Genomic DNA, 25902 nt, shown 5'->3' with positions numbered 1-25902 from the left:
TCAACCACCTCCCTGTCGCGTCATTTCCAGTTCCAGGAGCTTGGGTTCAGCGCTCCAGCGATCGATGAGGTCCTTCGCCAAGTCACCGACATAGACCTCCTCCAGCCCATCCTGCAGGCCTTCGACCACCGCACTGGCGAGTTTCGACGCCGTGACTTTTGGTGGCGGCAACGGCTGGTGCCATTCGTCTTCGGTCGGGCCAGTATAAACATTCATCACCCGCACACCACCGGTACGCATTTCCGATCGCAGACACTGTGAAAGCGAATGCGCTGCCGCGCTGGAGGCCGAATAGACGCCAAACTGCGGTAGGTTGCAGTAGGCATAGATCGACAGGATATTCACCCAGGCGGTGGCACTGTTGACACCATCGGCACCGCGCCCGCGCATTACCGGACCAAAAGCCTGGGCAAGGCGCATCAACCCCAGACAGTTCACCTCCATTTCCTGCTGTGCGAATACCAGGTCGCCCCCGTCCATTACCCCACCCGGCCGGACAAACCGCGCATTGTTGACCAGGATATCGACCTTGCCGCCGATCTCACCGCACAGTTCCTCGACGGACTGTGTGTCACTCACGTCCAGCGGTACGAGTTCGACGTTGTCGATCTCCTTGAGGCTGTCCCGTTCGGGCCAGTGGCGCCAGCTTTCCGCCTCACCGGCGAAGACGAGGGCGGCATCGGCCGTGGAGAAGGCCCTAGCCAGGGCCTGGCCGCTTTCGCTGCGTGCATCTGTAATCAGTATGCGTCGAAACTTCGGGCTGCAGGTCAGTTCGCGCAGTTGGGGATCATCTTCCATAGCTGGTATCTCCTTCTCGGGCAGGGCAAACAGGACACCGTGACCAGACTTGTCAAGGCGGTTAATCATGCGGACATTTCCTTGGGACTCACAGTCCCCATGAACATGACAGATCATCGACGGGCCGCAATCCAGTTGCACGGTACCGACCCGCCACGGGGTACGTTCACGGAAATAAACGTGTGTGCTGGTGCGAATGACGGTCTCGGCGACCAGCCGGCCCCGGTTCGAGACGACTTGCCATTCAAGGTCTACCGACAGGCAGCTTGAACAGGCGTCCCGCGGTGGGTACTGGATGGCTGAACACTCTGTGCAGACCTGCAGCATAAATCGCCCCCGTGCAGCTGCCACCGACAGTCCAAGCGCGGCGCGGCTACGCGTATCCGGCGGCACGACCGGCACACGGGTACGCTTCTGAGGATTCTTTCTGGCCGGTGGACTGATCGGCGTAGTCATGAGCTACCTCCCGAGATCATCACCGCACCCGAACAGACGCCGCGGTCGTAGTTAATCATGCCGAAACCAGACACCAGTGCCAGCTTTGCGTCCGCTACCTGGGTGGGGCCGGCCATTCCCGTCACCTGTCGGATCGCCTCGACCAATCCGAGATAACCGCCTGCCGCACCGGCCTGCCCAGCGGACAATTGACCACCAGAGGTATTGTGCGGGAAATCCCCGTCGATCGTCAGGTCCCGCTGGCGGACGAATGCAGGGGCCTCGCCTTTTTCACAAAAGCCAAGATCCTCAATCTGCATCATCGTGATGACCGGGTAATCGTCATAGGTCTGCACGAGATCGACATCAGTGGGGGCTGCCTGTGCCATTCCGTAAAGCTCATCAACATCCACTGCCCAGCCACCGCGCATCTGTACTGGATCAGCAGCGAAGGCATTGTGCCTTTCTATGGTCGAGCGGATACAGGCAAATGGGAGACCCTGGGCCACGGCATCGGTTTCGCGCAAAACCAGAAACGCTTCTGCGCCTGCCACCGGCATCACACAGTCATAAAGTGCAATCGGGTCGGAAATCAAACGGGCCGACAGGTATTGAGCCATCGTCAACGGCTCTTTCATGATAGCGTGCGGATTACGCAGGGCATTGCTGCGCTGGGAGACACAAAGACGACCAAAGTCCTCACGGGTTGCGCCGAAGGCGTGCATGTAGTGATCGGTCAACAGACCAAAGCTAGTGTTGGGCCCACCGGAACCGTAAGGCCAGGACGCATCCTGGGCAAAACGACTGAAACTCGACAGCAGCCGTCGGAAGCTGTCGATATGATTGGTGTCGCCGGCGACACAGGCTACGACGTCGACGTCTCCAGCCTGGACTGCCCGCGCCGCGCGGCGCAGAGCCGTGATGCCACTGGCCCCACCAGTAGGTATGTGATCAAGCCAGCGAGGCGCCAGTCCCAGATGCTGCGTAAGTCCTACAGCAGTATCTGGAAACAAGGTAAAACTGGCAACAGAGAACCCGTCCAACTCAGTCGGAGAAATCCTGGCTGCGGTCAGGCTCCCGCGAAGGGCCCGCGCGATCCAATGGTGAGCCGATTCCTTTGAGAACCGTTGATAAGGTACGGTCACCGGTGCCGCCAGGACGACCCCGTCGTAGGCTGTACGAAACCCTGTCGGGCGTCTCATGATCCACTTCGACGACGCTTCAGGGCCGTGGTGTCTACAGTGGCCGAATCACCCAGCAGCCGGTCTACCAGGGCTTTCAACTCACTGCGCTGAATCTTCTGCGTGGAGGTCAGCGGCAATTCAGCAACACTGGCAACGAAACCAGGCACCTTGTAATAGGCGATCTGGGTCAGGCACCATCTGACGATATCCCGAAGCCGGTCTTCTGCAGCGTCCCCATTAATGACCAGACAGGCGAACACCTCCTCGCCCCGAACCACATCGCTGACCCCGGCGACCCCTGCCGTGACCACCGCCGGATGGCGCATCAGGGTGGATTCCACTTCTACAGCCATGATGTTCTCACCACTACGGCGAATCACGTTCTTTTTGCGGTCGACAAAAAACATATCTCCGTCGGCATCCCGCCGCGCTATATCTCCGGTGTGGAACCACCCACCTTGCCAGGCGGCGTCGGTCGCCGCCTGATCTTTATAGTACTCGGTGAAGAAACCCCGCCTCGGGTCTACCCCGGCGTGGCGGACCAGCAGTTCGCCGGGGCGATCTGGACCAGCTTCTTTTCCGTCTTCTCCAACAATGCGCACCTCCACATCAGGACCAGGACGCCCCAGACAGTTCTTCCCCACCTTGCGAGGTTCGTGATTGGCACAGATCACCGCGCCGGCACCGGTCTCGGTCATAGCCCAAGCCTCGATCAGCGGGAAACCGAAGCGCCTCTCGAATAGCTCATGCAGACCTGGATCGACGCCGGCACCAAATCCAAATCGCACCTGATGATCCCTGTCAGTCATCGCTGCTGGTGCTTGCATCAGGATAGACAGCATTACTCCCAGATAATGAAGGCAAGTTGCCCGGCTTTCCCGCACGCTGGCCCACCAACTGGACGGGTGAAAACGATCAAGGGCGATCAGACAGCCACCTGTCATCACCATTGCCATCACTGAGCAGGCCATTGCATTCATATGAAACATCGGCAACGGCGTGATCATCCGTTCTCCATCAGTGGCGAGCGAACACAGGCCACCGGCATCGTTATACCAACGACCCGCATGGAGAAAATAAAGGTTCGCCAGCACACACCCTTTGGGCTGACCCGTGGTGCCGGAGGTGTAGAGCATGGCGGATTCACGCTGCAGGGGCCCGACCGACAGGTCCATCACTGGTTCACAATTCGCCGGCGCCGGCAGCGGCGCGTCGGAGGCGATGACCGGGAAGTTGACACCCGACTCGCAGCTTGCCTGCTGCAGGTCCTCTATACCTGACCCGGCGGCGACGGCGAGGCAAGGCTGGGCGTGGCCCGCGATAAATCCAAGCTCTGCTGCTTTCAGATCAGGATTAACAGGAACGACCGACAACCCGAGTGCATTCAGTGCAAACCAGTGCTGGAAAAATCCCGGCCGGCTCTCCAGCAACAGCATGACCCGGCCCCCGGCCCGGTAGCCTGCCACTTCGTAAGCCACTCGAAGCCTTTTGACGTCGGCCAGTAACTGGCCATAAGTCGTCTCGCCGGCAGCAATCCCATAGGCAGCGGCTGTTTCTGGCAGCACATTGAGAAACAGACGCGCCGGCCAGCGCTCAGCCATATTGCTGAACGTGCCAAACACCGTGTCGGTATCGGTAAAAACGTACCCCATTGAACGGAAATTCCTACAGACCCTTGGGATGACTCAGAAATTCTTCGATAACGTGGCCTGGTGGTTTGATGTAATCACCGACACGACTGACACCCAGACCGCTGGCTCGCTGCAAGAAGACAGCAGTTTCGGCCGCTTTCACAACAATGTCGATACCGTTCACCACCGGTGCACCCGAAACGTTAAAACCGAACTGATCAGCAAACAGCAGCATGGGAATACCGCCACCCGCGAGTATCAACTCCACACCCTCTTCGACCAGGGGCTCGGCCTGCGTACAGAACAGTGCTTTGGCCTCAAGGGTTTTCTGGGTATTACCCATCGCGTCGAGCAGCTGACCTGGCTCGAACTGCATTGCGTGAACGCCCGTAATACGCTCGGTCAGCCCATACTTGCGAATCTGGTGCTGGAACCACGGGATGAAGCGGGTATTGATGGTGACGACGCCGATACGCTGAGCAAGCTGGCAACTGTACAACATGCTGGACTCGCCGAGCGACACCACCGGTATATCGACGACCGCGCGCGCTTCATACAGTCCCGCATCTTGGAAGTGCCCGACGATAAATGCATCGTAACCCTCACGCTCCGCAGCAACCGCGTTACAGATCATCTCCCTGGCACAGCGCATCTCGACCAAATTGTGGGCATAAGAGTCAAAGGGCGTGATACCGCGGATATCGATGGTGGTACCAGGATAAGTGATTTTTTTCAGGTACGCACCCAGTGTGTCCCAGTAGGTCTTTCCGTTCTCGTAGTCCACATAACTCTGATAGCAGATCCTGATCGGCTGTGTGTTCATCTTTCACCGTCCTTGCGTTCTTTTACGGAGTAATAATAACCTCACAGCAGGCCTATAGTTATCCACAGGTTTCCGGGGAATACCTGTAACGCGGTGAGATTTTGGAGCCCGCAAGTGGATTCGAACCACCGACCTGCTGATTACAAATCAGCTGCTCTGCCAACTGAGCTATGCGGGCTTGATCGGTCCGTCAGTAGGTGAATTGTGACTGCCAAGACGCAGCAAAGTCCAGGAAATCACTGTGTTATAAACAATTTTCTAAGACTGCGGAGTTTGAAGGCCTGCAGATACTATGAGCTGGTGCCACAGGGCACTGCGGCCAAGCGCACCTTCGAGTCGGCCCAGTCAAGCGCCGCCAGGCTCTGCCGGCGTTCCTCATTCACAACGTCCGAAATCTCGAGCCAGCGCAAAGGACCCAGCGTTCTGACTTCAGCTTTTGCGTTTGCCGCCAGGCCTAGCACAGTAAGTTCGGCGACATAGCGGCCGGCTTCTTCCCCCTGCGAAAACATCTGTATAGATAAAAGTGTGCCAGCCTCAACTTGATGGGCGTAATGATTCAGGCCCATCTGATCTAGCTTCCTGGCAGACTGATCCTGTTCAATAGGGCTACTGAACGGCCCCAGGTAAACCCGAAAGGTTCGAAGCTCCCGGGCACTGATGACATTTCGTGTAAATCCATAGCCTTTATTGACCAACAGGCGCGCTGCTCGAGAGTACGTCTTCTCAGTCGCGAACGGTCCCACACGCAGACAATCAACTAACACTTGGCTGCCTCGCCTAGCATTTCGCTCGTGCAACAACTCCATCGCTCGACTGTTCACGTTCGGCATTGCGCTAGGAAGAGTCACGCGGCTCTGCACAGGGTGTCCTGTTACCCACAGGTAAAAAATTACGTTCACAAGAGCCAGCGACATAAAGACCCATTTCATCTGTCGAACCCAGGACGTTCAGAGAAGAGATTTCCGACGGAGCAGAAAAGTGTCACGCAGCTACAATAAAATGCTTGTTCGAGCAAAGTCTAACCTGTAAACGCTAGTCCCTTTGGTAGTTCGGCCTGTCAGGAGCCGCCCGTTGTGGAATTATCTCACCTATCAGTATTGATTCAACCTGACAATCATCGAGACGTACCCGGTAGGCCCCACTGGTATCGACTCCGAGAGCCTCCCCTTCAACAGTCCTGTTATTGATCTGAGCCTTAACTCGTAATCCGGCATACGCATCACAGGCATTCCAGGCGTCGACATCACCTGAAAATCCGTCACGGTCGAATGCTTCCAGAGTCCGGCTCAGATCCGCAATGATCAACGCGACCAGCTGGGTGCGATCTACGGGTACTGTAGACAAGTCCACTAAATTGGCGACACGTCTTTCAAGGCGAGTTGCAATTACCGCAGGATTCTTCAGATTGATTCCGATCCCAACGACCACCGTACAACGATGGTCTGAGCCGGTCAGAACATCAACCAGAATTCCCGCGAGTTTTCCGTGGTCACAAACTATATCGTTGGGCCACTTGAGTTGCAGGTGCTCTGCACTGAATGTCTGTAATCGTTGGAGCAGTGTCAGACCCACCGAAAGACTTAAGCCCCCGGCACGCTCTGCTGTTCTATCCATCTGCCAGGCCATGGACAGCATGATGTTCCGGCAGGGGACACCCAGCCAGCTACGCCCCCGTCGACCCCGACCCTGACTCTGAAATTCTGCAACGCAGGTTCTACCGTGCAGAATCTCCCGATCCGGCCATTCAAGCAGACGCTGACTGGTGGAATCTACTTCCCCCAGGACCTCTAACCGATCTTCGATCAATAGGCCTTTTGAACGCAGTTCCACCCGCAAGCGATTTTCATCAACCAGCTGGAGTGATTCGGTCAGCTGATAGCCTGTTCCCAAAAGATCTGAAATTCCGAATCCCCAATCTCGGAGGGCCTTCACACAGTCGTCGACAGCGCCAACAGAGACTCCAACCTGTCTGGCCAGATCACGACTCGATACCGATCCATTGGCCTGCAAAAACCTCAAGATCTCAATATGATGCTTCATGTGGAAGCCGCATCCAATTGGCCTTTCAGGCGTGCCAGTTTTTCACGAATCCGAATTTCCAGTCCGCTGTCAACGGGTTCGTAATAGGTTCTGCCCAGGAGCTCTTCGGGCAGGTAAGTCTGTCCGTGAGAATATCGGTCCGGTTCATCGTGTGCATATCGATAACCTTTACCGTGTTCAAACTGCTGTGCCAGCTTGGTGGGTGCATTTCGCAGGTGTACTGGCACTTCCAATGTCCCGAATTCGACAGCATCTGCCCTGGCTGCATTGAAGCCCTTGTAAACTGCGTTGCTCTTTGGAGCACAGGCAAGATAGACCGTCACCTGCGCTAGAGCCAGCTCCCCTTCAGGAGTACCCAATCGTTCGTAAGCCTCGGCACCGTTCAGGGCCAGAGCCAGCGCCCTCGGATCGGCGTTGCCAACATCTTCACTGGCAACCCGTATGAGTCGGCGCGCGATGTAGCGCGGATCGCAACCGGCTTCCAGCATGCGAACCAACCAGTACAGTGAAGCATCAGGATCGGTACCACGAATAGATTTATGCAGTGCTGAGATCTGATCATAAAAATAGTCACCGCCGCGGTCGAAACGACGCGTTGTTGCACCGGTGATATCCGGCAACATATCTTCTGTAATGCAGACGTTACCGTCATCATCTACGCCAAGCTGAACCGCCAATTCCAGAAAGTTCAGCAACCGCCGTGCATCACCATCTGCGGCTCTGATCAGTGCGCTGGCCATGCTATCGCTGAGTTCAACCTGCATCCTACCTACACCTTTTTCCTTATCAGTTAGTGCCCGGTCAAGAACTCGTCGCAGTTCAATATCCACTAATGGCTTAAGTACGTATACACGAAGCCTGGAAAGCAGTGCATTGTTCAGTTCGAAGGCCGGGTTTTCAGTTGTAGCACCGACCAATATCAGGGTGCCATCCTCAATATGTGGCAAGAATGCATCCTGCTGCGCCTTGTTGAACCGGTGGACCTCGTCGAGAAACAAAACCGTCTCACCGTCATGACCCTTGGCTTCGCTGACCACAGTTCGTACATCCTTAACGCCCGAGGTGACAGCCGAGCGCATTAGGAAGCGCGCACCGCAGGATCCCGCCATAAGGCGCGCGAGGGTAGTTTTTCCAGTTCCAGGCGGCCCCCACAAGATCATCGAATGCAGACGTCCCGCTTCCATAGATTCTCGAAGTGCACGACCGGGTGCAAGCAGATGGGCCTGGCCAACGAAATCAGCGAGACCTTGCGGGCGCAAAGATTCTGCGAGCGGCTGATAATCCTTAGTCGACATAATCAGATCAGATATCAATAGGGTTTGGTGATTGAAGCTCTGTCACGCTGCTGAACCCCCTCAGATCACTGTGCAACATTACAGGACAGACCGGATTTGAACATTACTGTTCAGTGTAATCGTGCCATTGCTGTTCACACAGTTCAACAGCAGGCGGATAATCTTATCGACCGGTGCTTGACCAGGCACCATAAAGCCCTCTCGCCTCCGGCTCACACTGTTAAAGTGATGTATCCTGTGCCATGGGCTGTCCTGTAAGAGTCTGTTCTTATAGCCTTAATCTCGGGAGGTTGTGCCATGTTGTTACTGGTGGACATAGGCAATACTAATATAACGCTGGGAGTGGCCATCGATGGACAGCTGGTTCGCGACTGGCGACTCAGTTCCCGCGGTAATATGACAGCCGATGAATTCTGGATGATGCTCACCTCACTGCTGTTGCCCGAAAACATCCGAATCGAAGACCTAACGGGTGTGGCCATTAGTTCTGTTGTTCCCAGTCTGACTCCCACCGTGCAACAGGCCGTACGCCAACGGCTCGACATACCACTGGTCAACGTGACCTCTGAACTCGACCTCGGCGTTAGTATTACCTACGAAAAGCCTGAAGATGTGGGCGCCGACCGCCTCTGTAACGCGGTGGCTGGCTACAAACAGTACGGTGGCCCACTGGTGATTGTAGATTTCGGAACAGCCACGACCTTTGATGTCCTGTCCGCAAACGGGGACTACCTTGGCGGCATCATCGCGCCTGGACCCGAAACAACAACAAAGGTACTCCATGCAGTTTCAGCGAAATTGCCAGCCGTTAAGCTCGAATTCCCCCCAAGTGTGATAGGCCGAACCACCGAAACCAGTATTCAATCTGGCCTGATGTTCGGCGGGGTAGCGATGGTTGATGGGCTGAATCAGCAACTGCGTGCTGAACTGGGTGATGACACCAGGATCATTGCCACTGGTGGACTGGCGGCGGTCTTCCTGCCGCATTTCAAAACCGTAGAAGCCATCGAGCCAAATCTCACACTCTACGGGCTGCAGCTTATATTCGAGCGATGCCGGCCCCAGGGAAAATAATGGTGGCTTAAACTTTCTCAGTCAATCCGACGGAAAGTCAGATTGAGTCGAGGGCTATCTTGGTTGCGCATCGTGGGAACACTGTGCCGCCAGTTTTTCTGTGTCGTGCCCTGCATCAAAAGCAAGGATCCGTGTTCCAAATTCACTTCATGAACTGGCAGGGCACTGCACCTGCGATGACGCAACAGGAAACGCCGTGGCGCACCGAGGCTGACTGAAATAATTACAGGGTTCTCGCCCAGCTCCTTTTCATCATCACTGTGCCAACCCATACTGTCCTGCCCTGTTCGATAAAGGTTCAGCAACACACCATTGAAACCCATCCCCACGTATTCCTGGACTCGATACCGAATGTCCAGCAGCTCTGGGAGCCACGGCAGGGGTTGATTGACTAAACCGGAATAGCGGTATACAGATTCCTGATCACCGTACCAGGCTGCAAGTCGCGGTGAACAGACTTGCTTACCAAAAAGTGTGATCCTTGGCTGTTTCCAGCGGACCGTGGCGGACAGATCGACGAGTAGCCGATCGCCGGCCGAGGCCGAGAGAAACCCGGGTACATAGGCAAGATCACCGTCCGGCAAAGCAAGTCGACCGTGGCCACCCAGTATCACCGGCTTCTGGCGCCGATTTTTCATGGTCTTAAGCAACAAGCCTTCCGGTGGTTCAGTCGACACCCACGGCCGCAGCCACGGGTGACATGACAAAAGCTGCGCCTGTGCTGTTACCGGTGCGCGGATCGAACTGAGCGATTCCGGGGCAGGCGTACATGCTCGGATAGACCCCATGGGGAACCGCAATAACCGAGTGATGCCGGCTGAGATATTCGACTATGTCAGGATCAAGCAATGTGTCGATGGTGATGTCCGTACCCCCACTGACATCTATACGAGGCTGGTGCATCGCGTCGTGAACAGTCATCTGGCAATCAACCATGAACGACAAAATCTGAAGCACTGCTGACATGATACGACGGCCACCGGATGCCCCGATTGCGGTACGGCATCCGGCTGGGTCGCATATGATCACCGGGCACATATTGGACAATGGACGCTTACCCGGGGCGATTGAGTTTGCTCTGCCAGGTATCGGGTCGAACCACATCATGCCGTTATTCATCAGGATGCCTGTATCGGGAAGCACCACCTTTGACCCAAATAATGACAACAGCGTCTGGGTCAGCGCAACCACATTACCCTCGCGATCGACTACGTTCAGGTGGGTGGTACACGACGGTATTGCGCCCTCAGGGGTATCACCAAAACCACAAAGCCGTTCAGCATACGCTTCGTTCATTGCAGCAACATAAGCACCATACAGCTGGCCATCGGGCACCACGGGCGGATCGGTAAGTTTTTGTTCCAGGAGACTCAGCGCATGCTGTAACGTTGGACCCGCGCTGAGGCCGGTTGCTGAATTGACGGTGACGTTTCGATAGTTGAACCCGTCAACGACGTGCAGCACTGGCGTATAGTTTTCCAGATCATCGATGCCGAGCTGCATACCGAGCAGCGACGCATCCCTGACGATATCCTCGGCAAGCGACCCCCGATAGAATGAATCTGCCCCTTCTACTGCCAGTCGCTGAAGTGTGCTGTAAAGCGCTTTCAGGTCTATAACAGGCAACGGCCCACCCCACTCACCAACCGGCGCCTGACCATCCGGCAGGAACAGCGCTTGACTTGATGGAAACCGTGAAAGATCGCGTGCTGCTGAGGCGATCTTTAGGCTGGAATACCAGTCGACTCGCAGACCCCGCTCGGCAAGTTCGATCGCGGGTGCAATCAAGTCGCCCCAATCCCATGTCGCAAAGCGCTCGACCACGGCATCAAGCCCAGCCACAAGTCCGGGGACAGCCACCGACCAGGGACCCATCACGTTCCGATTGTCGAGCACGCCGGGCCAGTTGAACAGATCAGAATCGAACCCGGTGCTCAATGGATAGTCAGCAGGATCGACGGCGAGCGGCGAGCGGACACCGCTTTCCAGTACATAGGTTTTGTCATGTGCCGCAGAGTAGGTCACCATGAACGCACATCCACCCAATCCGCTCATCCACGGTTCAACCACACCCAATGCAAAGGAGGTGGCGACGGCAGCATCCATCGCATTACCGCCTTGGGCCAGCACCCGTGCGCCAACCTCGGATGCGAGATAATGCTGGCTGGTAACGACCCCACCAGAGCTTTCTACGGCCGGCTTGGCAACCGTCCATGTTTCGGCCAAAACATTACTCATGAGGCAGGTGTCCTGTCACCCGAAACGAGTTACGTCGATTGTTTACCCGTACGAACCCGTCAGTCAGATCCGAAATATCTTGCCGGGATTCATGATGTTGTCTGGATCAAGCGCTTGCTTGAGGGTGCGCATCACGCTCACTGCTTCACCGTGTTCTGCGACCAGAAAGTCAATTTTCCCATAACCAATACCGTGCTCACCGGTACAGGTGCCTCCCATCGACAGCGCCCGCATCACCATGCGTTCATGCAGCGCCTCAGCACGATCACGCTCGTCCGGTTCATCCGGGTCGATTAAAATGCACAAATGAAAATTACCGTCGCCAACATGACCGGAGATTGGTGCCAGCAGTCCCACCTCCTTGATATCTGCCTGAGTCTCGGTAATGCAATCTGCTAGTCGCGAAATAGGCACACAGACGTCTGTTGCCCAGATTTCGCCTTTCGGTCTCATAGCCTTACACGCATAAGCGACATCGTGCCGGGCCTGCCACAGTTGGTTTCGCTCCTCGGTGTTGGCCGTCCACTTGAAATTTCCACCGCCGAATTCAGCAGCGATCTCTGACAGACTTTGGGCCTGTTCAACAGCGTAGGCTTCAGTGCCATGAAATTCCAGGAATAGGGTCGGCATCACTTCAAAGTCGGTCTTGGAATAATTGTTTATGGCCTCGATCTGAGCTTCATCAATCAACTCGATTCGAGCAACAGGGATACCCAACTGGATGGTTGTGATTACGGTATTAACTGCGGATTCAACATCCGGAAAAGTGCAGACAGCAGATGTAATCGATTCAGGTATGCCATATAAGCGAAGCGTGATTTCGGTAATTACGCCGAGAGTGCCTTCCGAACCCACAAACAGTCGTGTGAGGTCGTAGCCTGCGGCAGATTTTCTGGGGCGCCGTGAGGTACGGATGATTCGTCCGTCTGCCAACACCACAGTCAATGCGAGGACGTTCTCCCGCATTGTGCCGTAGCGAACTGCGTTAGTGCCCGACGCCCGGCAAGCGGCCATACCGCCGATGGACGCATCTGCACCGGGATCTACGGGGAAGAACAGACCCCTGTCTTTCAGATATTCATTGAGTTGTTTGCGGGTAACACCCGGTTGCACGACGACATCCAGGTCCTCTGCGTGCACCTCGACCACCTGATTCATCTCGAGCATGTTGATACACACACCACCGTGCAACGCACCTACATGTCCTTCAAGTGCGGTCCCAGTGCCATAGGGAATCACGGGTACGTGATGACGCGTACAGACACTCACGATATTGCTCACTTCTTCAGCACTCTGTGGTGTCACAACCGCATCGGGTGGTAAAGAGGGATGAAACGACTCATCTTTACCGAATTTCTCCCGTACCGCATCAGACAAGGACACGCGATCACCGAATTGAGCGATCAACTCGTCGATAGCGGGTCTGGACGGTCCATACTCATACGCCTCATGTGCCATTTTGCTGAGTCCTCCGTTAAATCCACAGCACCGAAGCAGTATAGCCCTCCTTTGGCATGCAGTGTTCTCGTTTTCTGATACCATCAACCGGGACCCAGCATCTAGGGAGAAGTGCTATGGCATCAACAGGGGCAAGTACTGTTCGGGGAATTACCCAGTTCGGTCAGACAGAGTGGGACACGCGCGTGGAACTCGCAGCCTGTTACCGGATCTTTGACTATCTCGGTTGGACCGAGCTGATCTACAACCACATTACGCTCAGAGTACCCGGACCCGAGAAACACTTCCTGATCAACCCGTTCGGCCTACACTACAGCGAGGTTACCGCGTCGAATCTGGTCAAGATAGATCTTGACGGGAATCCGATAGGCGACAGCGATTATCCTGTGAACCTTGCAGGTTATGTGATTCACAGCGCCATCCATCGGCACCGTAACGACGCACACTGCATCATGCACACCCACACAACGGCCGGCATGGCGGTCGCGTGCCTTGAGGATGGGCTATCTCACGACAACTTTTATGGCGCATTTCTTCCACATGTCGCTTACCATGACTTCCAGGGCGTCACTGTCGACCTTTCGGAGCAGGAAGATCTGGTTAGCAGCCTCGGTCAATCCGATGCCATGATCCTTCGCAGCCATGGCCTGCTGTCCTGCGGACCTGATGTTGCCAGAGCCTTCAGCACGCTGTGGACACTGGAAAGAGCGTGCCAGATTCAACTTGCAGCTCACTCAATGAACAAAGCGGTCTTGTCTCTGCCAGAAAAAGCATTCCATAGGACCACCGATCTCGACAGCCAAAGAGATTACCACCCCGAACAGATGGTGCTGGACTGGTTGCGTCGTGAAATCGACAAGCGCGACCCCAGCTATGCGACCTGACCCGGCTACGATTTACTGAGCCGATACCGGTAACCTCAGATGGCCATGTACTGGCGTGAAATCTCGGTACCCTGGGGGGAGTCAGACCCTTTTGGACTGGTGTACTACCCTAGAATCGTGGCCTGGTTCAATGACACCGAGCATGAACTGTTTCGGACCATTGGACACCCTATCGACCGGATGATTCGTGATGACAGAACCACCTTCGTGATGGGTGAGATACATTTTCGTTTCATCGGACCGGCTGCCTACGGTGACCGGGTGATGACCAAAGTCAGCCTTGAAAAACTCGGCGAACGCACGCTTCACTGGAACTGTATCGCGACAAACGTGGAGTCCGGCGACTTGATCTGTGAGGGCAAAGCCGTACGGGTATATGCGCGGATCAAGGAGGATGGTAATCTGGAATCCCGTCCCATACCTGAGTTCATGCGCACCGTATTGAAAGAGATCGGGCAGGTCAAACAGTTGGGAGAGGGGCTGATCGACGAAACAACCCGGTAGAATGGACAACAGCTCGTTGCCCTGACTTACCTACCGGCTGGACCAGAGTCTCCTAATGGCTCTTCAAGCACAAAACTCGAATCTTTCAGTATCCGGCAAAAATTGCCGGATCGGTATACTGGTTAATCCGCGTGCTGCACGTGATGTACGCCGACTGGTAACTGGCGCATCCTCCATCCCGACTTCCGAACGCGTTGCTGTCTGTCATCGAATTGTCCGTGGACTGGCGACACTCGATGTCGGACAGATTTTGATGATGCCTGATCGTGACAACATCGCCAGCAAACTGTTGCGCGCGGTTGAACGCGACACGTTACCTACCATCTACAAACTCCCCGAGATCAGATTCCTTGACATGCCGATCACGGGTCTGGCTCAGGACACCCTCACCGCTGTCCAGCTGATGGTAAAGGAAAAAGTCAGTGCTATTGTCGTCCTTGGTGGTGACGGCACCCACCGGTTGGTTGCCCATGAATGTGGGCAAGTGCCACTCGTCTGCATCTCGACCGGTACAAATAATGCGTTCCCGGATGCTCCGGAAGCCACGATTGCAGGTCTTGCGGCAGGCGCTGTAGGTCGGCGGTTGATTAAACCCGAAACGGTCTGCCAGTTAAATAAACGTCTGTGTGTTTGGGTCAATGGTCAGGAAACCATACCCGCTCTCGTGGATGTCTGTATCACCTCAGAAACACAAACAGGCACCCGGGCGCTATGGCGAAGCGAACGCCTTCGTCAATTGTTTCTAACCTTTGCTGAACCCGGCAAGGTCGGCCTGTCTTCCATCGGCAGTCTTCTGTCACCCACACGCCGAGACGACGATCACGGACTCGCAATCGATATCGATCCTACTGCGGAAAAATATCAGCAATTGGCGGCGCCCATCGCCCCGGGACTCTTTGCGCCGGTGGCGATCACAGGTTATCGCCCTATCTCAATCAATCAGCGGTGTGTGCTGACCACAGCTGCGGGCACGTTGGCTTATGATGGCGAACGGGAGGTGAATCTGTTCGACGGAGATCGGGTAGAAATTATGTTGGATCGCCAGGGACCACGTACGGTAGATATTGCAAAAACTGTCGAACAAATTGCTCATGCTGGCATTCTGATCAATAGCGATGCACTACAATCAGATCACTGATCTACAACCAAATCTGGATTTACAAATCAGCCGTTTCAACTATTCCAGTGGCTAATTTGACACCGATACCGGGACACTCAGCAGATGACCGACACCACGACAATCTTTTGTGCACGAAAGATCCTCACCATGAATTCCTACCAACCCATTGCAACACATGTTGCGGTTCGGGATTGTCGGATACTCGGCGTTGGATCTCTGGATGAGTTGAGCCAGTGGGGTGACTATTCGCTCGACGAGTCTTTTGCAGACAAGGTGCTGCTACCAGGCTTCGTCGAAGCCCATTGCCACGCCATGAATGGATCGGTATGGGAAAACACTTATGTCGGCTTCTATGACCGAACCGACCCCGATGGGCGGGTCTGGCCAGGCATCCAAGACCTGGACGGCGTGATTGGGCGGCTCAAAGAAATAGAACGCACTCTGGATGATCCCGAACAGACCCTGGTCGCCTGGGGCTTCGACCCAATTTATTTTGACGACGGCGTCCGCATGACGTTAGAGCATCTCGATCAGGTCTCGCGCGACCGGCGCATCCTGGTTCAACATTCCAACGGACATCTGCTCAATGTCAATCGAATGGTACTCGAACTTGCCGGTATAGATGCGAGCACTGATGTTGAAGGCGTCATGAAGGACAGCACCGGAAACCCTACTGGTGAGCTCGGCGAAATGGCCGCACAGTTCATGGCCTATAAAGTGACGGATGTGCGTCGGTTCGATGGGATCAACAGCAAAGATCTTTGGTCTTTCGCCCGAACAGCTACCAATGTGGGTGTCACCACGGCGACAGATCTACATGCCCGGGTTCAGGACCAAAACATCGAATCATACGTAGAGGTAACACGGAACACCGATTACCCTTTGCGTCTGGTGCCAGCAGCCGGTGCACTGACGATGTCTATAGAGGATGGTCCCGCACATGTTGCTCAGCTGAAGCGGCACAACAACAGCAAGCTTTATCTCGGCCTGTGTAAGATCATGACTGACGGGTCTATACAGGGCTTTACCGGCAGATTGAAATGGCCGGGCTATATCAATGGCAAGCCCAACGGAATCTGGAACCTGCCACCGCAGACACTGACTGACATGGTCGAGGCCTACCATGCAGCTGGACTTCAAATGCACATGCACACCAATGGTGATGAAGCATCCGAACTGATGATCGATGCGATCGAAAAAGCGCTGCACAAATCACCCCGGCCTGATCACCGCCATACGCTCACACACTGCCAGATGGCAGACGAGGCACAGTTCAGGCGTATGGCGCAACTCGGGATCTGCTCAAACCTCTTTACCAATCACATCTACTACTGGGGAGATCAACACTATGGTCTGACGATGGGACCAGATCGGGCCACGCGCATGGACGCCTGTGGCACTGCGAAACGGATTGGCGTGCCCTTTACTATCCATTCTGATGCACCCGTCACACCGCTCGACCCCCTGTTTACTGCCTGGTGCGCAGTGAATCGACAGACGGCCAGCGGCCGGATTCTCGGACCCAACGAGTGTATTGAGGTGGATGATGCGTTGAGGGCCATCACCCTGGGCGCCGCTTACACGCTGCACCTTGATCATCTGATCGGCAGTATCGAATCCGGAAAATTTGCCGACTTCGCGGTACTTGAACAGGATCCCACTGAACTGCCTCCAGAAAATCTGAAAGATGTACAGGTCTGGGGCACCGTCGTCGACGGCATTGCCCGACCCGCATCCGGAAGCGGGGCTTGACTGGACGGTGAAACCACCGGCTGTCTCAGCGCTGCCGTTCACGGTCATCGGGGGGTTTCTCGGCGCCGGCAAGACGACGATGCTCAACCACCTGCTGGAAAACGCGAGCGGGACGCGTTTCGCCGTGCTGGTCAACGACTTCGGCGAGTTGAACATCGATGAGCGCCTGATTACCCGGCATGACGGTGAAACCATCGCGCTGGCTAACGGCTGCATGTGCTGCAGCATGGCCGACGGCTTCATCAGTGCATTGAGCGCTGTCATGGATCGGGCCGACCAGTTCGATCAACTGGTTGTTGAAGCCAGCGGTGTTTCCAATCCCCGACGGATCATGGATATCGCGACGCTGGACCCGGGGCTCATTCCCAATGGATCAATTGTTCTGGTCGATGCGTCGCAGCTTCTGGACCAACTGGACGACAGCCTGATAGAGGATGCCGTGGTCACCCAGATCAAAGAAGCTGACATCCTGGTCATCAACAAAACCGGGCTGGCCAATAGTGAAACACTGGAGCGGGTTGCGACAGTCCTGGCTGAGATCAATCCTGGCTGCCCGACCGTGACCAGCGACAGACAGAATCTGGCTCCGGCAGTACTCCTGGGCAGCAGCGAACTCCAGGCTGATTACGGCACGAAGCGGAACACCCCGGAGAAGACGGGCGGCGAAAACGTGACCCACACCAGCGACCACGCGCACGGGCAGTTCCGCAGCTGCGTTCTGCGGCAAGAAAAATCGATCGATCGAAACACTTTTGAAACCTGGGCCGAATCTCTGCCGGCGAGCGTACTGCGGGGCAAAGGATTTGTGGTCTTTTCGGACGCTCCTAATCAACGCTGGCTATGGCAGAAAGTTGGTCGGTCGTCGCGGCTGGAACCAGAAAAGGGCGAGCCGATTATCGAATCGACTGTCGTCCTGATTGGGACCCGCACGATGCTCATCGACACCGATCCATCAATCACGGGACCTTTCCAAAACGTTAACTGATTGTTACCTGAGCCTGGCTGACCTATCACGGCCTGCCCGGGCGGCGCTTATCCCGGCAATCCGGCCCAGTGTCACAGCACTCAGAAGGCCATTTCCCGACAGATAGCCCCAGACCGCGGGACCCGATACGCCTCTGGCTGCACCGCCACCTGCGAACAGGTTATCGAAACGCTCGCCATCGTTGTGCAGTACGGCAGCGTCGCCATCGACCCGCAGACCGCCCTGCGTATGGAACAGTGCACCGGTGACCTTGACCAGCCGGTACGGAGGTTCGAGCAGCGGGTGGTTGCGGAATTCCCGGCCGTATGGATCCTCGGCGCCACCGTCGCAATACGCCCTGCAGTCAGACAGCGTGGCTGCGACCCGCCCCAACGGTGCCCCAATTAGTTCAGCGAGTGCGGCCGGATCGGGCACGATTCTGACAGCGCCGGCGGCATCGGCCTGACGATAATCCTCGAACTCAAGTGCCAGTCGGTGCAGACGCTCATCGAACACGTTCCAGGCCACCTCACCGGACTGATTGAGCACAGCGACGGCCTGCTCCGAGTAGCCCTGGTGTTCATTTGAAAAACGGTCCCCTTGGTTGTTCAGTTGGATGCCCCCTTCCATCATGATCGCCCAGGTAATCAGTGCACCGTGCGGGGTGGCAACCGACCCGTGACCCTGATAGGCACCCAAGTCGTCCAAGCGTGCACCCAGTGCCCTGCCCCAAGCAACAGCATGCCCCTGATTGCCGCGATGACCGAAATACAGCGCATCCGCCATCTCGGGTATCAGTTCCCGGACCAGTTCCGGGTTACCCCCGTAACCGTTGCAGGCCAGGATCAGGGCTCCACAGCCGATGTTTTCCCGGGCCCCGTCTGGCCGGACTACCTCGACACCCGCAATCCTGCCGCCAGGCAAGGCAAACAGGCACTCGACTGTCGCGTTGGTCACGATTTCGATCCCGGCATCGACTGCAGCCGACGACAACCCGTCGATCAATGCCCTTCCCGTGCGCGCTGGCACCGCATGCATTCTGAGCGCCGACTGCCCGGGATAGGTAAACCCGGTCACCAGGGTGAAGTCCAGCCCATGGCTGTCGCTCAGCCACTCGAGGGTCCGGCCAGACTCGCGGCACAACACTTCAACATACCCAGGGTCAGTCAGATCTTTTGTCTTGCGCAGTATGTCATCGACCATCAGCCCAACCGAGTCACTGACACCGACCGCTGCCTGCCAGCGTGTTTGACAGGCTGGAATAAATCCGCTGGACAGGGCCGTAGACCCACTGGGTTTGGCGTCCCGCTCAAGCACCAGCGCCTCGACACCTGCATCATGGGCGGCGAGTGCGGCTATCAGGCCGCAGGCGCCCGCACCGATGACGATGACCGGTACCGAGACTGGGAATTTTACAGCAGTGCCGAACTGGACTTCCGCCCGGACCGAACTCTTTTCGTTCATGACCCGGGTGCAGCGACAGGACCGGTCAACGCATCAACGTCATCTAAGGAAGCCAGGGCCATAATCTCCTCCCGGCCAATCGCCTCCCGGGTGAAACTTGCGAGCCCGGAATGCCCGTTGACCAGTGTCGATGCAACGGCAAACGGCAACGAGAACTTTGCGGCCAGTGTGTTGCGTGGTAACTGATCGTTCAACTGCGCCGCCAGGGAATAGGTCTCGACGCGGATCTTATCAATCTCACCGATCTGGAACGGGAGTCCGCACAGATGCGGGCTAGGACATCCAGTGCACCGTGGTTATAACGGCAGCAGGAATGCCGCTTGAAGTAGTTACGCGGGATCTCCCAGCGCGTGCCGAGTTCCTCAGTCAGTGCAGCTGGGTCCCGACTCTCCGAAAGCACCGAACCCCAGATCGTCGCCAGGCCATCGTGCTCGCCATTGAATCCGGCCTTGACCATGTCCCAGGCCATCACCGCCATCTGCCCGGATACGCCGGCAAAGCTGTTACGTACGGTCCCGCCCTGGAGCATCGTCTGACGACTCGTACCCAGTCCCAGAGTCGATGCCACATTTATGGTCTCGCGAAACTCTTCAGACCAGCTGGCATGAATCCGACGGGGAATGCGGCTTTTTTCATTGTTGTCCCTGATAAAGGAACCTTGCCCCGTAGAACAGCCTACTTCAGTCCGATCACCGCGGCAACGGTACGGGCAGGAATCAGTCGGTCAGCCAGACAACTGGTTGATCAACGCCGCACAATTGGTCAGCCTGGCGATACTGCCGAGCGCCTCCAGATTCACGTCATGAACCTGCTGATCGAAGGCTGCACAACCATCAGACAGAACGGTTACCTCGAATCCGTGCACATGCGCATCGCGTACCGTGGATGCGACACCACCATTGGTGACAATGCCGCCGGCAACAAGATGTGTGATGCCAGCCTGGTGCAGCACCCACTCCAGTCGGGACATGTAGAACGCTGAATAGGCGACCTTCTCTACAGACAGATCTGCCGGAGAAAGTTCCTCGATCAACGCATGGCCAAAACTTCCAGGTGAAAAATCACCCTTCGCAAGGAAAGGACGCAATTCCTGGAGATGCTCACTGATAAACGGCTCCGCATCCCGGCCTGGAACAAGTGTGAAATGCGTCGACACGACCCAGCCGCCAGAGCGGCGAATCGCGTCGCAGACCGGTGCGAGCAATGCCGACAGTGCGCTGATCGCCTCACAGCTGATGCCCGCGCGTGCGTAGGCTCCTTCGGGGTGCAAAAAATCATTCTGCATATCAATCAGAACCAGCGCCGTGTTCGACATCGTATTCACCGTGTTTGATTAAGTATCCAGCCGTTGCACAATCAAGTTACCATAATCATCGACCACACCTTCCAGGCCCGGATCGATGAATATGGTTGCATCGGACTGCTCCAGCAGCGCAGGCCCATGGATGCGTTCGCCTACCGGTAGACTGAGGCGCTCGTAGACGCGGGCCGAGTGCCAGGCGCCATCGACCCAGACATCCCTTTCTCCTGTCATCCTAGTCCGGGTATTGGCAGCGGGAGAGATGACTGACAGATCGAATGTCGGCCGCAGGCCCACTACAGTAACTCGAAGGTTCAACACCCGCACGGGAATATTTTCCAGTAGACGACCGTAAGTACCGCGGTAAGTCTGATCGAACGCCGTCCTGATAACCTCTTGATCGGCAGAGTCATCCGGAATTCGCCCCGGTAAGGACACGGCAATCGTGTGCGTCTGTCCAACATAGTTCATGTCCAGCTCGCACGTCACCTCGATCCCATCGAGGCGAATTCCGGCTTCGCGCAACAGGCGCTCACCGCTTTCAGCGCTGTCGCGCACAAGCCGGTCCAGCTGCGCTGTGTCGAGTTCCTCTAGCAATTGGTTAATCGTCATCACCCGGTCGTGCCGCATATCTGCAGCGATACAGCCCAGCGCACTGGTGACTCCCGGATAACGCGGCACGAGCGCGCTGGCAAGCCCGACGTCCTTGATCAACGAACCCACGTGCAGTGCGCCGCTCCCGCCGAAGGGCATGGCAACAAAATTCTTGGGATCGTGCCCGCGCTCGACCGACACCAGCCGGATTGCACCGGCCATTTTTGCATTCGCCACCCGGATGATAGCCTCCGCCGCCGCCATGGTATCCAACGCTAACGGCTCTCCGATTTCGCTCTGGATTGCACGAGCAGCCGATTCAACATCGAGCTCAGTCAGTCCACCCCCAATCGGTTGCTGCGCATTGATCCTGCCCAGGACCAGGTTGGCGTCGGTCACGGTCGGATGGCTGTTCCCCTGGGCGTAGCAGACCGGCCCTGGATCCGACCCGGCACTTTCAGGTCCGACCTGGAGCAGGCCGCCTGGGTCAATCCAGGCGATCGAGCCACCGCCGGCACCGATCGTGGTGATCTCGACCATCGGCGTTCTGATCACCATACCGAAGTCGATCTGGGTCTGCGCCACCATCTTGCTCTGGCCTTTTATGATCACCGAGACATCAAAACTGGTACCACCCATATCACAAGTAATGATATTGTCGATTCCTGCCGACCGGGCGATGTGAGCACTTGCGATCACACCGGCCGCAGGCCCGGACAACGCTGTTCGAACCGGGAGCCTGCAGGCCGTATCAATCGTCATGACACCGCCGTTGGACTGTACGATCAAGATGTTTCCCGTCAACCCGCCATCTCGCAGACGACGCTCCAGCTGGCCGAGGTAATCTCCTATGGTCGGCTGGAGGTATGCGTTCAGCGATGCTGTCGAAGCCCGCTCGAATTCCCTGATTTCCGGCAGGATCTCATGTGAAGCAGTCACATGAGGATTGGGCCACATCGCCCGTACCGCCTCCACAGCCATGCGTTCGTTGTGGTCGTTGGCATAAGCGTTGATAAAGAAAACACAGATCGACTCAGCGCCCTGGGCCCGCAACTGCCTCGCAGCCTGCGTAACCTGGTCAGGATCGATCGACACCATGCAGGTCCCGTCTGCGAGCACCCGCTCATCCACTTCGAGGCGAAAATCGCGGGCAATCAGCGGGGTAAAGGTACCCCACAGGCCCCAGGTGTCGGGCCGGTCCCTTCGCCGCATTTCCAGCACATCCCGAAAGCCCCGGGTCGTGATCAGACCGGTCCGGGCACCTTTTCGCTCAAGCAGCGCATTGGTCGCAACCGTCGTCCCGTGCACGATCGTGGCCACGTCCGTAAGCCCTCCGAGGGTTCGGTCGATGCCTTGCTGAATACCCCGGGACTGATCATCCCGCGTGGTGGGCACCTTAACGACCTCGCATGTGCCATCTACCTCGTCGAGAAAGAACATATCAGTAAACGTGCCGCCAACATCAACACCAACAACGATTCGTTTAGTTCCTGTACTCATCACCTGGACAGTGTTCTACTGCGGATTCTCGCTGGCACGTGCCGTCACATAACCGAGCCGGATGTCTTCTTCCACGCGTTTCGGATTCCTATTTTTCGGTTTCCCGTACCCGCCACCGCCCGGCGTTTCGAGGCGAACGCGTTGATTCTTCTTCAGCTTGATCCCAACAATCTTCGATACCAGTTCCGGTGAGTGAAATCCGTCATCCTGCTCATATGAAAACCGGTTGCAACTGCCTGGCGATCCACCCACCACGCCCGGCGGTGGAAATTTTCCACGGTCACCGAACAGAAAAGCCTCGGCCTCATCCTCCAGTAGCGCGATCTCGTAGATCGCCCCGCAACCGCCGCGATGTTCGCCAGCCCCACCGCTGTCCGGACGCAGCGCCCACTTTGTAAACAATACCGGATACGCCGCCTCAAGAATCTCCAGCGGCGGTATGGTGGCTGTAGAGATCGGTGCATTTCCATGGTTAAGACCATCACCTTGGGGGTGCCCGCCGTGGCCACCGCCAAAGAAGGAAAACATCACCCAGCGCCGCCCGTCCTTACGGTACCCGGCCAGCGACAGAGCGTTGATGGTGCCGTAGGCGCAACCGTTGGAGATTGAAGGATCGGCCTGAGACAGGGCCACGAATATCACGTCGATGATTCGCAGGATAGTCTCGGTATAGCCACCGACCGGCCGCGGCGCACTGGCTGACAGCAGGCTGTCTTCTGGAATAACGAATTCGATAGGCGAAAGGACGCCGGAGTTTGCCGGTACCTCCTTGAAGATGTGCTTCAAGGCGACGTAACAACAGGCGATCGTCGTAGATCGGGAAATATTGACCGGCCCCGCACACGAACGCGCTGTCCTTGAGAAATCCAGGCACATGCTGTTATCACGAATCTCAAGATCCAGTGCAATACGAAGGGGCTCGTCAACAATGCCGTCATTATCGAGCCAGTCTTCCGCCGAGTACCTGCCTTGAGGCAGTTCTGCAATGTGGCTGCGCATCAACGCCTCGGCCCGCTGTTTTAACTGACTGAAGGCCTGCTCAACCTGGTCGGTACCGTATTCTTCGAGCAATGCATCAAGCCGTTGCACCCCGAGGTCAAGTGAATTCAACTGGCCGTTGAGGTCGCCATAGAGCGATTCCGGCAGGCGGGAATTGGCCTTCAGGATGTCAATGATGTCGTTTTGGATTCGCCCACCCTCACAGAGTTTTACGGGCGGAATCAGCATACCTTCCTGGAAGCTCTCGGTCGCTGCGGGGTTGTAGTTACCAGGCACATTGCCACCGACATCGTGCCAGTGCCCCACCGAAGCCAGGAAACAAAAAAGTTCGCCCTGGTAGAAATAAGGACGTACCAGCTTGAAGTCGGAGAGATGCGTGCCGCCTTCATACGGATCGTTGAAGATGTAAATGTCGCCGGAATTCAAAGGGGCATCGGCCGCATCGATGCGATCGATCACCAGTCGAACAGCGAACGCCATGGTGCCGACGAATATCGGCAGACCACTCTTTCCCTGAACCAGGGTTTCCCCGGTGGTGGCGTGGTAGAGCCCGTGACTGGCGTCATGAGCTTCCGCAATGATCGGATTAAATGCGGATCTAAAGAGCGTCGCATCCATCTCGTCCGCAATCTGTTCGAGACGCCCCTTGAGAACGGAAAGTGTCACAGGATCAAGATCAGGCATAAATTGAAAGATCTCTCTGGTAAACAGGGTGCGCGAAATGTACGACAGTCGTATCATAACCGCCTGACCCGCCACGAAACAGGTCATGCCTGAAGTTGAGCTAAAGCCACACGATCTTTTTTCAACCTGTAGCACCTTGCATCGCCCAAACAGGAGAAGTCAGTTGACTCGTATTGGAATCGCCTTCTCCGGAGGACCGAGCCCGGCTGAGATAGTGGAATGCGTCAAGCTGGCCGAATCACTGGGCTATGAATCGGCGTGGGTCGCCGAAGGCCATGGCGGTGACCAGTTCTCGGTATTGACCGCGTGCGCGACACAGACATCGACAATTCTGCTGGGCACGGCGATATCCAGCGTCTTCGTGCGTTCGATCCCGACCATTGCGATGGCCGCAGCCACAGTTGACGAAATCTCAGGCGGTCGATTTATTCTGGGACTGGGTTCCAGTCACAGTGTGCAGGTAAAACCCGAGCACGGGATGGATTACGCTAAACCGATCACGCGGGTGAGGGAAAGCGTTGACATTGTCAGGGCCCTGCTGCGCGATGGTGTGGTCCAGTACGCCGGCGAAACGGTGACGATCGAGAATTTCGATTTCTGGTTCAGCCCGAAACGCAAAGACATTCCGATTTACCTTGCGGGACTTTTCCCGAAGATGATTTCTGTCTGTGGTGAAATCGCCGACGGTCTTATCCTGACCCGCAGCACGCTGGAAAACAGCATGCGATCCAGGCAGTGGATTGCCGAGGGCGCTGCCCGCTGTGGACGAAATGCCGCTGACATCGACGTGACCTCGCTGCTGCCGGCCGCACTCGCGGACAACCGAGAAGATGCCCTTGATGTGTTACGGCCGGGGCTGGCGTTTTACCTGGGGTTTTTCCCGCGCTATAACCGTCTGATCGCCGAATACGGGTTTGCCGGGGAGGCCGCTCGAGTGGCCGAGGCCTGGTCCCGAAACGACCGGGCGGCCGCAACCCGCGCTGTGACCGATGCCATGATCGAGGCGACCAGCGTGGTCGGCACTGCCGACCAGTGCCGGGAAAAGATCGAAGCCTATCGGGAATCGGGCATCGATCTGCCCATCGTCAGCCCATTCGCGCGCGGCGCGGAGTCAAAAGCGGTCTTTGAAGCGGTTATCCGAGCCTGCGCCCCGGGATAGGT

Annotated in this window: 23 protein-coding genes and 1 tRNA gene; 7 read left to right on the top strand and 17 right to left on the bottom strand. The window is 56.5% G+C overall.

Features of this window, described 5'->3' with window-relative positions; all coding sequences use genetic code 11:
• The 8 genes from MK323_10710 to MK323_10675 form a co-directional block, all read right to left on the bottom strand.
• Positions 1 to 1254: an SDR family NAD(P)-dependent oxidoreductase gene (locus MK323_10710; GenBank protein MCH2482628.1), complete on the bottom strand. Its 1254-nt coding sequence runs from the start codon at positions 1252 to 1254 to the stop codon at positions 1 to 3.
• Positions 1251 to 2435 (bottom strand): thiolase family protein, encoded by a 1185-nt coding sequence (locus MK323_10705; protein MCH2482627.1) that lies wholly within the window; start codon positions 2433 to 2435, stop codon positions 1251 to 1253. The genes MK323_10710 and MK323_10705 overlap by 4 nt, the downstream gene beginning before the upstream one ends.
• Positions 2432 to 4069 (bottom strand): AMP-binding protein, encoded by a 1638-nt coding sequence (locus MK323_10700; GenBank protein MCH2482626.1) that lies wholly within the window; start codon positions 4067 to 4069, stop codon positions 2432 to 2434. The genes MK323_10705 and MK323_10700 overlap by 4 nt, the downstream gene beginning before the upstream one ends.
• A gap of 13 nt (positions 4070 to 4082) precedes the next feature.
• Positions 4083 to 4871 carry an aspartate/glutamate racemase family protein gene (locus MK323_10695; protein ID MCH2482625.1) on the bottom strand — a complete coding sequence of 263 codons (789 nt, stop codon included), beginning with the start codon at positions 4869 to 4871 and terminating at the stop codon, positions 4083 to 4085.
• A 102-nt stretch (positions 4872 to 4973) separates the two neighbouring features.
• Positions 4974 to 5049: transfer RNA gene (locus tag MK323_10690), tRNA-Thr, on the bottom strand.
• 112 nt (positions 5050 to 5161) lie between these two features.
• Complete coding sequence (locus MK323_10685; GenBank protein ID MCH2482624.1) at positions 5162 to 5800, bottom strand: hypothetical protein; 639 nt, start codon at positions 5798 to 5800, stop codon at positions 5162 to 5164.
• Positions 5801 to 5903: 103 nt separating this feature from the next.
• Entirely contained in the window at positions 5904 to 6911 is a 1008-nt protein-coding gene (locus tag MK323_10680) for a biotin--[acetyl-CoA-carboxylase] ligase (GenBank protein MCH2482623.1), read from the bottom strand.
• Complete coding sequence (locus MK323_10675; protein MCH2482622.1) at positions 6908 to 8221, bottom strand: replication-associated recombination protein A; 1314 nt, start codon at positions 8219 to 8221, stop codon at positions 6908 to 6910. Before MK323_10675 ends, MK323_10680 begins: the two co-directional genes overlap by 4 nt.
• Before the next feature lie 282 nt (positions 8222 to 8503).
• Here MK323_10675 and MK323_10670 point away from each other — a divergent pair, with 282 nt between their 5' ends.
• Complete coding sequence (locus MK323_10670; protein MCH2482621.1) at positions 8504 to 9280, top strand: type III pantothenate kinase; 777 nt, start codon at positions 8504 to 8506, stop codon at positions 9278 to 9280.
• Positions 9281 to 9297: 17 nt separating this feature from the next.
• Here the strand turns inward: MK323_10670 and MK323_10665 are convergent, their stop codons facing one another.
• The 3 genes from MK323_10665 to MK323_10655 form a co-directional block, all read right to left on the bottom strand.
• Positions 9298 to 9957, bottom strand: a complete 660-nt coding sequence (locus MK323_10665) for an alpha-ketoglutarate-dependent dioxygenase AlkB (GenBank protein MCH2482620.1) — start codon at positions 9955 to 9957, stop codon at positions 9298 to 9300.
• Complete coding sequence (locus MK323_10660; GenBank protein MCH2482619.1) at positions 9947 to 11518, bottom strand: gamma-glutamyltransferase; 1572 nt, start codon at positions 11516 to 11518, stop codon at positions 9947 to 9949. Before MK323_10660 ends, MK323_10665 begins: the two co-directional genes overlap by 11 nt.
• A 63-nt stretch (positions 11519 to 11581) precedes the next feature.
• A complete protein-coding gene (locus MK323_10655; protein ID MCH2482618.1) occupies positions 11582 to 12976 on the bottom strand; it encodes an FAD-binding protein in 1395 nt (464 codons plus the stop codon).
• Between the two features lie 116 nt (positions 12977 to 13092).
• On the opposite strand from MK323_10655, the gene MK323_10650 reads away from it, so the two are divergent.
• The 5 genes from MK323_10650 (at position 13093) to MK323_10630 (ending at position 18221) form a co-directional block, all read left to right on the top strand.
• Entirely contained in the window at positions 13093 to 13860 is a 768-nt protein-coding gene (locus MK323_10650; protein MCH2482617.1) for a class II aldolase/adducin family protein, read from the top strand.
• Positions 13861 to 13899: 39 nt separating this feature from the next.
• The gene (locus MK323_10645; protein ID MCH2482616.1) at positions 13900 to 14364 is read left to right on the top strand and encodes a hypothetical protein; all 465 of its coding nucleotides are present in this window, start codon (positions 13900 to 13902) and stop codon (positions 14362 to 14364) included.
• Between the two features lie 55 nt (positions 14365 to 14419).
• Positions 14420 to 15502, top strand: a complete 1083-nt coding sequence (locus tag MK323_10640) for an NAD(+)/NADH kinase (protein ID MCH2482615.1) — start codon at positions 14420 to 14422, stop codon at positions 15500 to 15502.
• 84 nt (positions 15503 to 15586) lie between these two features.
• Positions 15587 to 17236 carry an amidohydrolase gene (locus MK323_10635; protein ID MCH2482614.1) on the top strand — a complete coding sequence of 550 codons (1650 nt, stop codon included), beginning with the start codon at positions 15587 to 15589 and terminating at the stop codon, positions 17234 to 17236.
• Positions 17205 to 18221 (top strand): GTP-binding protein, encoded by a 1017-nt coding sequence (locus tag MK323_10630; GenBank protein MCH2482613.1) that lies wholly within the window; start codon positions 17205 to 17207, stop codon positions 18219 to 18221. Before MK323_10635 ends, MK323_10630 begins: the two co-directional genes overlap by 32 nt.
• 3 nt (positions 18222 to 18224) lie before the next feature.
• Here the strand turns inward: MK323_10630 and MK323_10625 are convergent, their stop codons facing one another.
• The 6 genes from MK323_10625 to MK323_10600 form a co-directional block, all read right to left on the bottom strand.
• Complete coding sequence (locus tag MK323_10625; GenBank protein MCH2482612.1) at positions 18225 to 19664, bottom strand: FAD-dependent oxidoreductase; 1440 nt, start codon at positions 19662 to 19664, stop codon at positions 18225 to 18227.
• Positions 19661 to 19858 carry a hypothetical protein gene (locus MK323_10620; protein ID MCH2482611.1) on the bottom strand — a complete coding sequence of 66 codons (198 nt, stop codon included), beginning with the start codon at positions 19856 to 19858 and terminating at the stop codon, positions 19661 to 19663. Before MK323_10620 ends, MK323_10625 begins: the two co-directional genes overlap by 4 nt.
• A complete protein-coding gene (locus tag MK323_10615) occupies positions 19855 to 20232 on the bottom strand; it encodes an MmgE/PrpD family protein (protein ID MCH2482610.1) in 378 nt (125 codons plus the stop codon). Before MK323_10615 ends, MK323_10620 begins: the two co-directional genes overlap by 4 nt.
• Before the next feature lie 156 nt (positions 20233 to 20388).
• Complete coding sequence (locus MK323_10610; GenBank protein ID MCH2482609.1) at positions 20389 to 20979, bottom strand: cysteine hydrolase; 591 nt, start codon at positions 20977 to 20979, stop codon at positions 20389 to 20391.
• Between the two features lie 18 nt (positions 20980 to 20997).
• Entirely contained in the window at positions 20998 to 23058 is a 2061-nt protein-coding gene (locus MK323_10605; protein ID MCH2482608.1) for a hydantoinase/oxoprolinase family protein, read from the bottom strand.
• Between the two features lie 15 nt (positions 23059 to 23073).
• Positions 23074 to 24741: a hydantoinase B/oxoprolinase family protein gene (locus MK323_10600; GenBank protein MCH2482607.1), complete on the bottom strand. Its 1668-nt coding sequence runs from the start codon at positions 24739 to 24741 to the stop codon at positions 23074 to 23076.
• A 163-nt stretch (positions 24742 to 24904) separates the two neighbouring features.
• Between MK323_10600 and MK323_10595 the strand changes: the two genes are divergently transcribed.
• Entirely contained in the window at positions 24905 to 25900 is a 996-nt protein-coding gene (locus MK323_10595; protein MCH2482606.1) for an LLM class flavin-dependent oxidoreductase, read from the top strand.
• Positions 25901 to 25902 lie beyond the last annotated feature (2 nt).

The sequence above is a fragment of the Gammaproteobacteria bacterium genome (genome assembly GCA_022450155.1).
Lineage (GTDB): Bacteria > Pseudomonadota > Gammaproteobacteria > Arenicellales > UBA868 > REDSEA-S09-B13.
The sequence above is the reverse complement of the archived record's forward strand: the minus strand, read 5'-3'. Positions and strand labels throughout refer to the sequence as shown.